14 protein-coding genes are annotated in these 13,279 nt (G+C 69.1%); 8 read left to right on the plus strand and 6 right to left on the minus strand.

What is annotated here, in order from left to right:
* Positions 1-43: 43 nt before the first annotated feature.
* Together OWR29_RS24025 and OWR29_RS24030 are read right to left on the minus strand one after the other, a co-directional pair.
* On the minus strand, positions 44-625 hold the full coding sequence (locus OWR29_RS24025; RefSeq protein ID WP_267565447.1) for an RICIN domain-containing protein: 582 nt from the start codon (positions 623-625) through the stop codon (positions 44-46).
* Between the two features lie 25 nt (positions 626-650).
* On the minus strand, positions 651-1,511 hold the full coding sequence (locus tag OWR29_RS24030) for an alpha/beta fold hydrolase (RefSeq protein ID WP_267565448.1): 861 nt from the start codon (positions 1,509-1,511) through the stop codon (positions 651-653).
* A gap of 863 nt (positions 1,512-2,374) precedes the next feature.
* On the opposite strand from OWR29_RS24030, the gene OWR29_RS24035 reads away from it, so the two are divergent.
* Positions 2,375-4,297: an AfsR/SARP family transcriptional regulator gene (locus OWR29_RS24035; RefSeq protein ID WP_267565449.1), complete on the plus strand. Its 1,923-nt coding sequence runs from the start codon at positions 2,375-2,377 to the stop codon at positions 4,295-4,297.
* On the opposite strand, the gene OWR29_RS24040 is transcribed toward OWR29_RS24035, so the two are convergent.
* A complete protein-coding gene (locus tag OWR29_RS24040; RefSeq protein WP_267565450.1) occupies positions 4,281-4,844 on the minus strand; it encodes an NADPH-dependent FMN reductase in 564 nt (187 codons plus the stop codon). The two genes, OWR29_RS24035 and OWR29_RS24040, sit on opposite strands and share 17 nt — an antisense overlap.
* A 209-nt stretch (positions 4,845-5,053) precedes the next feature.
* On the opposite strand from OWR29_RS24040, the gene OWR29_RS24045 reads away from it, so the two are divergent.
* Together OWR29_RS24045 and OWR29_RS24050 are read left to right on the plus strand one after the other, a co-directional pair.
* Entirely contained in the window at positions 5,054-7,357 is a 2,304-nt protein-coding gene (locus tag OWR29_RS24045; RefSeq protein WP_267565451.1) for a hypothetical protein, read from the plus strand.
* Positions 7,354-7,935, plus strand: coding sequence for a hypothetical protein (locus OWR29_RS24050; RefSeq protein ID WP_267565452.1), 582 nt, complete (start codon positions 7,354-7,356; stop codon positions 7,933-7,935). The genes OWR29_RS24045 and OWR29_RS24050 overlap by 4 nt, the downstream gene beginning before the upstream one ends.
* Here OWR29_RS24050 and OWR29_RS24055 read toward each other — a convergent pair.
* Positions 7,917-8,522, minus strand: a complete 606-nt coding sequence (locus tag OWR29_RS24055; RefSeq protein ID WP_267565453.1) for a dihydrofolate reductase family protein — start codon at positions 8,520-8,522, stop codon at positions 7,917-7,919. The two genes, OWR29_RS24050 and OWR29_RS24055, sit on opposite strands and share 19 nt — an antisense overlap.
* A gap of 104 nt (positions 8,523-8,626) precedes the next feature.
* Between OWR29_RS24055 and OWR29_RS24060 the strand changes: the two genes are divergently transcribed.
* The 5 genes from OWR29_RS24060 (at position 8,627) to OWR29_RS24080 (ending at position 11,700) form a co-directional block, all read left to right on the plus strand.
* On the plus strand, positions 8,627-9,127 hold the full coding sequence (locus OWR29_RS24060; RefSeq protein WP_267565454.1) for an LURP-one-related/scramblase family protein: 501 nt from the start codon (positions 8,627-8,629) through the stop codon (positions 9,125-9,127).
* Complete coding sequence (locus OWR29_RS24065) at positions 9,124-9,879, plus strand: sulfite exporter TauE/SafE family protein (RefSeq protein ID WP_267565455.1); 756 nt, start codon at positions 9,124-9,126, stop codon at positions 9,877-9,879. The genes OWR29_RS24060 and OWR29_RS24065 overlap by 4 nt, the downstream gene beginning before the upstream one ends.
* A gap of 69 nt (positions 9,880-9,948) precedes the next feature.
* On the plus strand, positions 9,949-10,500 hold the full coding sequence (locus tag OWR29_RS24070; protein ID WP_267565456.1) for an EF-hand domain-containing protein: 552 nt from the start codon (positions 9,949-9,951) through the stop codon (positions 10,498-10,500).
* 313 nt (positions 10,501-10,813) lie between these two features.
* Positions 10,814-11,119 carry a hypothetical protein gene (locus OWR29_RS24075; RefSeq protein WP_267565457.1) on the plus strand — a complete coding sequence of 102 codons (306 nt, stop codon included), beginning with the start codon at positions 10,814-10,816 and terminating at the stop codon, positions 11,117-11,119.
* 149 nt (positions 11,120-11,268) lie between these two features.
* The gene (locus tag OWR29_RS24080; RefSeq protein ID WP_267565458.1) at positions 11,269-11,700 is read left to right on the plus strand and encodes a cytidine/deoxycytidylate deaminase family protein; all 432 of its coding nucleotides are present in this window, start codon (positions 11,269-11,271) and stop codon (positions 11,698-11,700) included.
* 64 nt (positions 11,701-11,764) lie between these two features.
* On the opposite strand, the gene OWR29_RS48310 is transcribed toward OWR29_RS24080, so the two are convergent.
* Together OWR29_RS48310 and OWR29_RS24085 are read right to left on the minus strand one after the other, a co-directional pair.
* Positions 11,765-11,863: an MFS transporter small subunit gene (locus OWR29_RS48310; protein ID WP_438872644.1), complete on the minus strand. Its 99-nt coding sequence runs from the start codon at positions 11,861-11,863 to the stop codon at positions 11,765-11,767.
* On the minus strand, positions 11,860-13,248 hold the full coding sequence (locus OWR29_RS24085) for an OFA family MFS transporter (protein WP_324291270.1): 1,389 nt from the start codon (positions 13,246-13,248) through the stop codon (positions 11,860-11,862). The genes OWR29_RS48310 and OWR29_RS24085 overlap by 4 nt, the downstream gene beginning before the upstream one ends.
* Positions 13,249-13,279: the final 31 nt, after the last annotated feature.

A 13,279-nucleotide genomic window follows, 5' to 3' on the forward strand; every position in this document is an offset into this window, starting at 1 on the left:
CTCGCATCCAACCAGAAGCATCGCGAGGCATCCATCCCCGTGGCTACATAAGCCCAGGAATCGGCATGCTCAACACCCGCACCGTCCACCGTCGCGCCCCGCCCGTCCCCGCGCAGGAGTCCTGCACCGCGACCCCGCTCGCGATCTGCAGGCATTGCCCCGTCAGCGAATTCACGACCTTGGCCGTCTCCCCCACCGAATCCCGCAGCTGCCACCGCCGCGACTGCACCGCCCCACACGGCTCCAGACCGGCCCGCGCCCCCGCCTGCCGGGTGCCACCCGGCATGCCCAGACAGCGGCCGGTCTTCACGCTCAACAGCTCGACCTGCCCGGTCACGTCAACCGGCCGAAACCGCCACTTGTACGGGTCACTACGAGCACAAGGAAGCTCAGTCAACTCCGACGTCAGGCACCATTTGCTGCCCGCGTTGATCACCTGAAAGTCCAGCCCCACCAGGTCAACCGGCCCCGCCACCGCCGGCACCACAACCTCACCCAGCGCAGCCGGCGCTGCGGGCGCAGCAAGCACGGCCGGCGCTGCGATGACGGCGGGCGCGGCTTGAGCTTGTGCAGTTGGCAGAAAGACCAGCACGGCCAGGAGGGAAACGAGAGCGCGACGCAACATGCCCGGCACTTTATCCGATTTGTCCCTATCGCTGGACGAGCCCTCGCAGCGCCTCGACGACCACCTCCGGCGCCTCCTCAGCCATGAAGTGACCACACTTGACGGGGATGTGGTTCAAGTCAGGCGCCCAGGCGTGCCAGAGCGCGGCCGCGTCGAAGCCCAGCATGGATCCCCAGTCCTGCTGAAGAACGGTCACCGGCATAGTCAGGACACGGCCGGCGTCCCGGTCAGCCTGGTCGTGCTCGACGTCGATACCGGCCGACGCGCGATAGTCAGCGACGATCGAGGGCACAGCGTTCCGGCATGCGTCCAGGTAAGCGGCCCGCACGTCAGCCGGAATAGCCGCCGGATCCTGAATCCACAGGTCAAGGAAGTGCCCAAAGAACTCGTCGGCCGCCGCCGCGATCATCTTCTCGGGCAACCCCGGCGGCTGAGCCATCAGATACAGGTGGAACCCGACCGACGCCGACACCCCGTGCATCACGTCCCACATATCCAGCGTCGGCAACACATCAAGCGACCCCAGATGCGTGACGTGCTGAGGGTGGTCGAGCCCGGCCCGGATCGTCACCAGAGCACCCCGATCGTGCCCAGCCAACGCGAACCGCTCGTACCCCAGCTCGCGGGCCATCCGCACGACATCCCGCGCCATGGTCCGCTTCGAGTACGTATCCGGCCCCGCCTCCACCGGCTTGTCGCTGGCCCCGTACCCCCGCAGATCCGGCGTGATCACCGTGAAGTCCCGCTTGAGGTCGCCCGCCACATGCCGCCACATCAGGTGCGTCTGCGGAAACCCATGCAGCAATACAACCGGCGGCCCGCTCCCCTCAACCCGCACGAACAGTTCCACACCATCGTCAACTCGCACTCGGCGCTCAAGCTCCATGCCCCCATCCTTCGACGCACGAATGAGCAACCAATGAGCAGCCACGCAGCAAGCACCCACGGCGGCGAACATCACCGAGCAACCGCGCCACAACCGCCAACGCCGCGCACAACCGAGCGACACCTGAGCGAACGCGCAACAACCGCCAACACGCGCGCACAACCGAGCAAGACCGGAGCACGCACGACGGCGAACGAAATCGCTCACTCACCGGGTAACACCTAGTCGAGCGCGCCACAACCCCAGCGCTCGCGCAGGAACGAGCAACGCCTGACGGCTTACGACTGCGGACAACATCGCGCATTCAACGAGCGACACCTGAGCGAACGCGCAATGACGGCCGACGCTTGCGCAGGACGAGCAACAGCGGAGCGACACACGACGACGGACAGCATCGCGCAATCCACGAACGGCACCGAGCGAAGGCGCAATGACGGCCGACGCTTGCGCAGGACGAGCAACAGCGGAGCGACGCACGACGGCGGACAGCATCGCGCAATCCACGAACGGCACCGAGCGAACGCGCAACAACCGCCGACGCTCGCGCACGACCGAGCAACACCCGAGCGACGCACGACGGCGGACAACATCGCGCACTCCGAAGAGCAACACCTGAGCGAACGCGCAATAACCGCCAACACTCGCACACGACCGAGCAACACCTGAGCGACGTACGACGGCGGACAACATCGCGCAATCCAATGAGCAGAACTGAGCGAACGCGCAACAACCGCCGGCGCTCGCGCATGATCGCGCAACGCCTGGACGGCGCACGGCGGTGGGCGTTCGGTGTCCGGCGGAGAGCGATTAGCGAGTTGTACGGTGGCCGGGTGGTGGTGCGGTTCGGGGTGTTGGGGCCGGTCATGGCATGGCGTGACGCCGGCGAACCGATCCCGCTCAAGGGGCCTGTGCACCGGGCGGTGCTCGCCCGCCTGATCGTGGCGCGCGGGCGGGTCGTGCCGGTCGGGCATCTGGTTGACAATCTGTGGACGGCGCCGCCTGAGGGGGCGATCTCTGCCGTCCGCACGTTTGTCGCGGCGTTGCGGCGGGCGCTCGAGCCCGATCGGCCGCCCCGCACACCGCCGTCGTTGCTGGTCACCGAGGGGCCGGGGTACGCGCTGCACGCCGCGCCCGACTCCGTGGATGCCTGGCGGTTCGAGCAGGCGCTTAAGCGGCCTGAGGCCCTGGCTGAGGCGTTGGGCTGGTGGCGCGGCCCGGCCTACGCCGACTTTCCCGAGGCGCCCTGGGCTCAGGCTGAGCGGGCCCGGCTGGCCGAGTTGCGCCTGCACGCCGTGGAGCTGCTGGCCGAGAGCCGGCCGCCGGCTGAGGCCGTCCCCGATCTGGAAGCACACGTCACCGAGCACCCGTGGCGGGAGGAAGGCTGGCGGCTGCTGGCCCTCGCCCTGTATCGCACGGGCCGCCAAGGCGACGCCCTCGCTGTGCTGCGCCGCGCTCGTGAGCAGCTGGTCGACCGGCTCGGCCTGGACCCGGGCCCGGCACTGCGGGAGCTTGAAACGAGCATCTTGCGACAAGATGTGTCATCGCCGTCGGTGTGGGCTGACGCGGCCGCCGACTACGAGCGCAGCGTGGGGGCCCGCGCCCGCCTGGGCTCGACCGTCGGCCTGCTGCGCACGATGGCCGTCACCGGAGGCGGTGGAGGGCTGGAAGCGGCCGGCCGGCACCGCCTGGCCACGATCGCCGCTGCCGAAGAGCTGGGCGACACCGCGCTGACCGCCCGCGTGATCGGCGCCTACGACGTGCCGGCCATCTGGACCCGCTCCGACGACCCCGCGCGAGCCGCCCAGATCGTCGCCGCCGCTCGCCGCGCCTTGCCGTCAGCTCGGGGAGCGTCCCGCGTCCGGTTGCTGGCCACGATCGCCGTCGAGTCTCGCGGCCCCGCCGGACCACAGCGACGTGGCGCTCCGTGGCCCAGCACATCGCCGCCAGCCGGAGCGACGCGCCCCACCAGCCCCGATTCGGCGGCGGAGCGGTTTTCTACCGCGGCGACAGAGACGCACCGGTCGTTGTCCTCGGGCGACGCGGTGGCCGCTGCGACGACGGCCGTTGCCTCGGCTCGTGAGCTGGACGACCCGCGCCTGCTGGCGTTCGCACTCAACGGGCTCTTCATGCAGACGTTCCACCGCTGCGGCCTGGCCCCCGAACGCGATGCCATCGGCGCCGAGCTGATCGCCCTGTCGATGAAGCACGACCTGCCCACTTACGAAGTGCTGGGGCGCTTGATCCGCGTGCAGTCCCGCTCGGCGCTGGCTGATTTCGCAGCCGCCGACGAGCATGCCGCAGCCGCCGACCACCTCGCCACCGACCACGAGTTGCCGCTGGTGGCCGTTTTCACCGAGTGGTACCGAGCGATGCGCCAAGCCACGCCGGACGCCTATCGCGCCGCCGCGCGCCGCCTCTCGGGCGCCGGCATGCCGGGGCTGGAGCAAGGGCTGCTCGCCCTGGCTCTGCTCTGCCTCGGGCAGCCCGACCACACGCTGGACTACGGCCCGTACGAACCTTGGGCTCGACCGCATGTGCTGCTAGCTCATGGGCGTACGGAAGAAGCGGGTGACGCCCTGCGCAGAGTTCCCGAGCCGCCGCCTGACCTGGTGTCCGAGGCGTTGTGGTGCCTGACGGCCCGCGCCGCCGTCGCGCTAGGTGAACGCGACATCATGGAGCGCGCCCGAGTCGCCTTGCTGCCCGCAGCGGGGCAGATCGCGGCCGGCAGCGGCGTGCTCACCGCCGGCCCGATCGACGACGTGCTGGCCCTTATCGCAGGGGCTTGAGCGCGGCCGAGACCTTGGCCAGCTCGTTGAGCACGTTCGTGGCGGCGGTGGTCATGATCTCGGTCGGCTTGAGCTCGCCCTCCTGGATCAGGCTGTGCACGAACGGGATGTTCACCGACTCGGGCACCATGAACAACTTCAGCGCGTACGCGGAACTCTGCAGTTGCAGCGCGGAGCGCGTGCCGGCCGAGACGCCGCCGTAGCTGACCACGCTGGCCGCCTTGTAGTTCCACTCGGCGTGCAGGTAGTCCAGGGCGTTCTTGAAGGCGGCGCCCAGCCCGTAGTTGTACTCGGGAATCACGAAGACGATGGCGTCGGCCGCGGCGACCTTCTCGCTCCAGCGCTTCGTGTGGTCGTTCTGGTAGTTCTGCAGCCGCGGGTGGTGCGGCTCGTCCAGCAGCGGCAGGTTCTCCTCGGCCAGGTCGGCCACGCTCACCTGGAAGCCGCCGTGCGCCTTGGCCGCGTCGACGAACCACTCGGCGACCTTCGGGCCGACCCGTCCGGGCCGCGTGCTTCCGACGACCACCAGCAGATTGAGCTCACTCACGACGCGTTCCCTCTTCTCGACCACTGTTTACTTGCGTTGGCAACAATATCGGCGTGACGTTCTTCCGACCCAGGGCAGTCGGATACATCACACCCCTATATATGTCCGTCTGCTACGCGTCGAATCACGGACACCGCCCTCGATCCGACTGACCCGAAGAGACCAACGGCGAACCGTCGAGCCAAGTAACCCCGGTTCGGAGGCTCTCCTTGTCCAACCCGGTTTCCCGTACGGTCGTCAGGCACGCCCTCTGTGCGCTGGCCCTGGTGGTGGCTGCCCTCCCGAGCCTCGCCGCCACCACGCTTCCCGCACGCGAGCCGCAGTTCGAGCCGGCACTTCCGGCCGAGGGCTGGCCTTCCGACCAAGTGACGGTCGACTTCGGCCGTTTCCTCGGCCGCATCGCCGGATGCAGCGTGGCCTGGGCGGGAGCCAAGGACGAGGCGCAGAAGTGCGATCTGGAAACGCGTACCGCGACGATCACCGTTCCGGCTGGGACGCCCGCCGGCCCGACGACGTTGCTGTGGGAGCTCGACTACTCGCCGGAGCCCGTTGTGGGGCGCCGCGCCGCCCCGCCGCAGCCGTCCGAGACCGTGATGAGCCCGTCGGCCTTCCGGACGGGCGGTGAACTGCCCTTCACTGTCCTGGGCGTCGTCGCGACCGCCGATCGCACCAGAGCCACGCCCGGAGAGTCGATCGGCGTCACCTTCCAGCCGGTCGGTGACTCCGTCCGCATCACGGACTGCGGCCTGATCGCGCCGACGGCGGCATCGTGCCCACCCGAAGGGGCCGAATCCCGGCTGATCAAGATCATCGTACCGACGGACAGGACACCCGGCCGCGAGCTCGAACTGGAATGGTCGGCGACTTCGCGTTCTCCGGACGATCCCCGGCGTCACGTCAATCGCGGGACGCTCAAGGTGGCAATCGTGGCGCTGCCCGAGCCCGAGTTCGACGTCCGCGGTCAGGCCACCACGCTCAGACCCGGCGAGCAGTACGTCGCCACGTTCCAGAGCCTCACCCCCGGCATCTCGATCTCCAACTGCGGCCTCACCCTCGACGGCTACTCCGCCTGCGGCGCCACCGATGTAGCCGTCGTCCGCGTCCCCTACGACACCCGGCCCGGCACGACGCTGACCATCCCGTGGACCCTCGAGTACGCGAGCAAACGCCCGGCCGAACCGCGCGACACCGCCCACGGCACCCTGTTACTTCGGGTCACTGACGAGCAGTCCCGGATGCAGGTGACAGTCCAGCCGGCGTCGGCCCGCCCGGACGAAGAAGTCGTGCTGACCTTTGTGACCACGCGTCCCCGCGTGCTCATCGCCGGCTGCGAGGTGTTCTTTCCCGGCCAGATCCCGGGCGCCTTCTGTCAGAAGTCGCCCATGCGCTGGTTCGCCCGCGCTCGCGTGCCCGCCGACGCCCGGCCCGGTCCGACCCTGCTGCGCTGGGGCGTCGAGTCCCGCACCGGCGCCGACCTCGTCGCCGACACGGGTTCCTTCTTGTTCACCGTGAGGCCTCGACTCAGGAACACACCGAAGAAGCCCTCGCTCCCCAAGATCGACCCCCGGCAGCCAACGCGGCCGATCGACCCCACGACCGACCCGACCGTCGCGGCCACCGCCGAGCCGGCCTTCACCGCCACGACCGGCCCGGAGAGCGCCCCGCCGGGCGAACGCGTCACCGTCTCGATCGCCACGCTCAGTCCCGGCGTGCGGCTGACCGGCTGCTCGGCCGGCTTCCGGGGCCGCTCCGCCACCCCGTGCCGCCTCACCGGTCAAGCGTTCGGGAGCGCCGGTGTCACCGTGCCCGCGACGGCCGAGGCCGGCGACCACGCGCTCGGCTGGGCTGTGACTTGGCGTGACACGAGTGGGCGCACCGGCCGCCACGAGGAAACCATCGCTTACCGGGTGTCTGACCCCGGCACCCCGGCCCCGCCGCAGTTCCTGGCCGAGGTCGCGCCGCCCAAGGCGAAACCCGGGGAGCGCGTCACCATCGCCCCGGCTCCGGTCGACGACGGTGTGACCATCACCGGTTGTCACGCCGAGTTCGGAGCGGGCGGCGGTCCCGCCACCGACTGCCGCGAGACGCCGCAGGGCTGGATGGCCGACGTGACCGTACCGGAGGACGCACCCGGAGGCACCGGCGCAGTGCTGTGGAAGGTCGCGTACGAGGGAACCGGTCGTGGCACCGCCGACGGCTTCTCTCGTCTCGAGGTGGTGCCCGTGGCCGACGCCGGCTTCTGGAGCAAGGTGGCCAGTTTCGGCGGCCGGATCGCGCTCGGATTCGCCGCGCTGGCCGGGTTCGTGGCCTACCGCAGCTTCGCGGGCCGCATCCGGGAGCGCTTCAAGCAGGGCCGCACCGACCTGCCCGCCGGCGCCCACGTCGTACTCGCGAAAGGCTCCGACGCTTTCCGCACCGAACTCGCCGCGCCCGCTCGCGAGCCCCGGCCGGCGATCCGGCTGATCCCGGACCCCGGCCGACCCCGATTCACCCTCCGTGAGGAGTCGTCATGACCGAGGAGACCACGAGCGTCCGCAGCATCTTCTTCGACAGCCCGGCCGACGCGGCGACCGCGCTGACCGAGGCCGTACGTTCCGGGGATGCCGCCGATGCCGTGCGCGGCCAGCTGGGCCGGATGCCGGCCGGCGCCAAGGACGCCGTGCTCGCCGAGGTGGGCCAGGTGGCGGCGGGCGTCCTCGAGATGGACGTGACCGACATCTTCCGGTCGGCCTGGGAAAAGCACACCAAGCTGTGCGAGGAGGCGCTGGCCAGCCTGTCCGACCGGGCCGGCGCGGAACGGGTGGTGCCTCTCGCCGCCCACACGATCACCTTCGAGCAGCAGCCCGGCGTCGAGATCCACCTGGCCGACCTGCCCGTCACCACGGTCACCCTGCTCGTGCGGCTCGACCTCGACGTACGCGGGCTGCTCGCCGTCATCGAGCAGGGCCGGTTGATTGCCGTACGGGCCGGTTCGGCCGACGTCACCGGGGCGCTCGAGATCGGCGGGCAACCGCTGCTCAAGCGTCAGAGGACGATCGAGCTCACACAGGCTGTTCGCCTGGGCGAAGGGATCTACCTGGCCCGGCGGTAGCGGATGTGGGTGGTCAGCGGCGAGTGCAGCACCTCGACCGGCTCGAAGCCGAACGACTCGACGCCGTCGAACATGCGCTCGCCCGAGCCGAGCAGGACGGGCGCGATGTCGATGGTGAGCTCGTCGATCACGTCGGCGATCAATGCCTGCCGTACGGTCGACGCCCCACCGGCGATGTCGACGCCCTTGCCGTCGGCGGCCTCCGATGCGGCCGCGTACGCCGCGTCGAAGCCCCCGGTGACGAAGTGGAAGGTGGTGCCGCCCTCCATCTCGATCGGGTCGTGGGCGTAGTGGGTGAGCACGAACACCGGCGCGTGGTACGGCGGCTCGGCGCCCCACCAACCGCTCCACTCCTCGTCCCAGTCGCCGCGGATCGGGCCGTACATGTTGCGGCCCATCACGTACGCACCGCGCGGGCGCATGAGCCACCCGGCGGCGATCTTGTCGGCCTCGGTGGCGCGCGGGTCGCCGATGTGCCAGCCGTGCACCTCGCGCCCGCGCAGACCCAGCGGGTTGTCGCGGCTCTGGTCCGGCCCGGCGACGAAGCCGTCCAGGGACATCGACATGTGGCAGGTGGTGTCGGACACCGCGGGACCTCCGAGCGGTTGCGTCTTGCAAGCGGTCTTGCGGACGGTAGCACGTGATCGCGGGCCGCTCTGCGCCTCACTCGCGGATCATGAAGAATCGGTGCATGTATGTCATCAGGGAGCGGTTCTTCTCGATCGGCGACGACTTCGACGTGCTGGACGAGCACGGCAACAAGGTGTTCCACGTCGACGGCAAGGTGCTGAGCGTACGGAACAAGGTGGTGATCGAGGATCCGTCGGGGAACGAGGTCGCCGGCCTGCACCGCCATCTCGTGTCGCTCCGCCCGACGTACGAGATCAGAATTGGCGGCGAGAAGGCCGCCGAGGTCAAGAAGAAGCTGTTCACGCCGTTCCGCGAGAAGTTCACCATCGACGTGCCCGGCCCCGACGACCTGGAGATGAAGGGCGACCTGCTCGACCACGAATACGTGATCGAGCGCGGCGGCGAGGAGGTGGCGGCGGTCTCGAAGCGGTGGCTGACGATCCGCGACACGTACGCCGTCCAGATCGCCGCCGGCATCGAGCCCCTGCTGATCATCGGCAGCGTCCTCGCCCTCGACCTGGCCCTGGACCGCGAGCGCGACAAGAGCGACGACGACAATTGACCCTCGGCGAAATCCTGGCCCTGCTGGGCGGCGGCCTGACCGCCGGCGCGGTCAACTCGATCGCCGGCGGCGGCTCGCTCATCACCTTCCCCCTGCTGGTGGCCCTGGGCCTGCCCGGCGTGGCGGCCAACGTGAGCAACGCGCTCTCGGTCGCCCCCGGCTACGCGGCCGGGGCCGTGGGCAGCCGCCCCGACCTGACCGGCCAGGGCCGCCGCATCCTGTCGATCGTCCCGACGATCGTCATCGGCGCGCTGGGCGGCAGCTCCCTGCTGTTGTTCACCCCGCGCGGCGTCTTCGACATCGTCGTGCCGTTCCTGCTGCTGCTGGCCGCGGCCATGATGGCCTTCCAGAACAAGCTGCGCGCCCTGGCCGGCCATCCCCGCGACAAGACACCGCGCGCCGTCACTCTGCAGGTGCAGGTGGCGGTCTTCCTGTGCGGCTTGTACGGCGGCTACTTCAACGCCGCGATGGGCCTTCTGCTGATCGCCGCCCTGTCCCTGGTCCTCGACGAGCCGCTGCGCCGTATCAGCGCCCTGAAGAACGTCTTCTCGGCCGTGGTCGGCGTGACGACGGTGCTGACGTACAGCCTGTTCGGCCCGGTCAACTGGGCGGTGGTCGCCGTCCTGGCCCCGGCCACCATGGTCGGCGGCTTCTTCGGCGCCAAGATCGCGCGCCATCTCCCGTCCGAGGTCTTGCGCTGGACGATTGTGGTCTTCGCCGTGTCGGTCGCCGTCGTCCTCTTCGTGACGTGACTAACGGACGCTCCGTTCGTCACTTCTGGGATAGATTGCGAACAGAGCAGGCATTGGAGGGCCGGACACATGACCGATGGCACTGTTGATCCGATTGCCGTGAAGCTGGGCCATCTGTTCGGGGCGAGCGACACCGACCGTGACGGATTCGTCGACTGGAGCGACTATGAGCGCCTCATCAGTCGCTACCTGGACGGGTACGGCATAGCCGCGGAGGACAGCCGGGCGCATGCGCTGCGAGCCGCCTATCAGAAGTACTGGTCGGAGCTGCTGCAGCACGTGAACGGCGTCGATCGGCTGTCGGAAGAGCAGTTCGTGGCCGCGAACCAGGCCGCGGGCGCCGACCAGAGCCAGTTCGTCATGGCCGGCGTGGTCCCGCAGGCGATCTTCGACGTGATGGACACCGACGCGGACGACACCATCAGCAAACCGGAGTACAAGGTGTTCCTGCAGGCGTGGGGTGTGTCGGACCTCGAAGCCCTGAACGTGTTCCTCGAATTGGACACTGATGACGACGGGCGGATCAGCCGCGGCGAATTCATCGGCGCCATCCGGGATTTCTTCACCTCGCCCGAGCTCGATTCGCCCGCCAGCCACTTCTTCGGTCGCATCCAACGCTAGACCGCGAACGCCATCTCAGCGACCCCGAGACGAGCACTCTCGGCGGCGAAGCACACACGTGAAACGGCGGGCAACACCAACGTCAATTCTTCCGGGAGATCGCATCCACGGGTGGCTCGCATGACGAAGGACTGTGCGTAAACCATCCGCTTGATCCTTGAGGAACCTTGGACGCGTATCCACACCGGCGCCGCTCGGTGACCGTCAACACGACTGCTCCGATCCGCCGCCGAGACCGGCCGGCCCGCGGCCCAGTACTGAACGCTCCTCCAGCACGCGGCCTACCAAGAACGCAGGCCCCGGAGGGCTACACATGTTGATTCGCGCCCTCCAAGATGACAACGGAATCTGGTACGGCTCTGATGGCCCGCCAACGGGCGGCAAGCGACACCCGCTTTATTTCCTCCCCACCAGCGACGGTCGAGCTGCCACCAGCCCGTTAACGGGCCGACAGCTTCTCCTCGACATCGGCGAGACAACCACACCGCCCGGCTGGACCCGGTTCCACATCGAATCCGGCGTCTACTACGCCACCGACATCGTCTGCTGGCTGCTGTTCGGCGCGGATTCCCCGAATTGCTGGCCCCTTACACAGGTCTGCCACCAGCGATGCGGCTGACGACAAGCTGACCACCGCACCGCCGGCGAACGCCACGGCACTTCGCCTGCCTGCCGCGGCTGATCGAGCGCGAGCTATCCCGTAGGTTGCGAGCAGGGCAGTCTCCGCGACCGCCCGGCTTGACAGGTATGAACGCCGATGGGAACAGCATGGATGACGACCGCTGGATGAGGCGCGCGGTGGACCTGGCTCACCGGTCGCCGCGCTCGTCGACGGCGTTCGCGGTCGGGGCGGTCATCGTGGACGCCGAGGACCACGAGATTGCGTACGGTTGGTCGCGCGACACCGACCCCGTCATCCACGCCGAGGAGTCAGCGCTGCTCAAGGCCGATGCCGATCTGCGCCGGGCGACCCTCTACAGCAGCCTGGAGCCGTGCTCGAAACGCGCCAGCCGCCCGGACGCCACCTGCACGAGCCTGATCCTCGCGGCCCGCATCCCCCGCGTCGTGATCGCCTGGCGCGAACCCGACCTGTTCGTCACCTGCGAGGGCGTCGCCCTGCTGACCGCCTCCGGCGTCGAAGTCGTCGAGCTGCCCGCCTTCGCCGACCAGGCCCGAGCAGCCAACGCCCACCTGGGCTGAGCGGCTTTGATTCTGGAACAGCGCTGCCCGGGTCCGCGTGGACCCGGGCAGCGATCGGAGCGGACTACTGGAAGAGCTTCGCCGCGGTGATCACGGTCTGGATGATGCCGTAGCCCAACAGGACGGCCACCAGCAGCCAGGAGAGGACTAGACGGGCGCTCATGCCGCGGCCTCCTTCTCGAGCGGCTTGGCCGGCTCGTGGTAGCGCTCCGGCACCGGCCGGATCAGCAGGTTGGCGATGAAGCCGATCACCAGGACGCCGACCATCGTGAACAGCGCCGGCTGGTAGGCCGAGCTGGTCAGCGTGCCGGGCTTGCCCTCGGCGTCCAGGAAGCCGTTGATGATCAGCGGGCCGGCCACGCCCGCGGCCGACCAGGCGGTCAGCAGGCGGCCGTGGATGGCGCCGACCTGGTACGTGCCGAACAGGTCGCGCAGGTAGGCCGGGACCGTGGCGAAGCCGCCGCCGTAGAACGACAGGATGACGCCCGCCAGGATCACGAACAGCCAGGTCGCGGCGTCGCCGACGGTGGCCAGCAGCAGGTACAGGATCACGCCGACGCCCAGGTAGACCATGTAGATGGGCTTGCGGCCGATCAGGTCGGACGTGGTCGACCAGGCGAACCGGCCGCCCATGTTGAACAGCGACAGCACACCGACGAAGCCACCCGCGGCGGCCACGCTGACCGACGAGACGCCATCCGTGCGGAAGAAGTCCTGGATCATCGGGCTGGCCTGCTCGAGGATGCCGATGCCGGCGGTCACGTTGCAGAACAGCACGACCCACAGCAGCCAGAACGAGCGGGTGCGGATGGCGTTGGCGGCCGACACGCTCGCCGTCGTGACCAGCGGCTTCTCTTTGACCGAGGCCGGGTCCCAGCCGTCGGGCTTCCAGTCGTCGGCCGGTACGCGCATGTTGGCCACGCCGAACATCATGATCACGAAGTAGGCGATGCCGAGCGTGAGGAACAGCGCCACCAGCGACCCGCCCGAGGCGACCGAGGTGGCCACGTTCGGGTCGTACTGGTCGTCGTAGAACGAGAGCAGCTGGCGCGAGAGCGGGCTGGCGATCAGCGCGCCGCCGCCGAAGCCCATGATGGCCAGGCCGGTGGCCAGCCCGGGCCGGTCGGGGAACCACTTGATCAGGGTCGACACCGGCGAGATGTAGCCGATGCCGAGGCCGATGCCGCCGACCACGCCGTAGCCGAGGTAGACCAGCCACAGCTGCTTGGTGCTGATGCCGAGTGCGCTGATCAGGAAGCCGGCCGCCCAGAAGCTGGCCGAGACGAACATGGCCTTGCGCGGGCCGTTGCGTTCGACCCAGGTGCCGCCGACCGCCGCCGACAGGCCCAGCATCACGATCGCGATGCTGAAGATGATGCCGATGGAGGTCTGGCTGGCCTCGAAGTGCGAGACGAAAGAGTTCTTGTAGACGCTGGTCGCGTAGACCTGGCCGATGCACAGGTGCACCGACAGGGCGGCGGGCGGGATCAGCCAGCGACTGAAGCCGGGCGGCGCCACGGAGCGATCGCGGTCGAGCCTGGTGAGCAGGGACAAGGTGCGCCTCCCAACCCCGGTGGAG

The sequence above is a fragment of the Paractinoplanes pyxinae genome (assembly GCF_026626335.1).
GTDB lineage: Bacteria > Actinomycetota > Actinomycetes > Mycobacteriales > Micromonosporaceae > Actinoplanes > Actinoplanes pyxinae.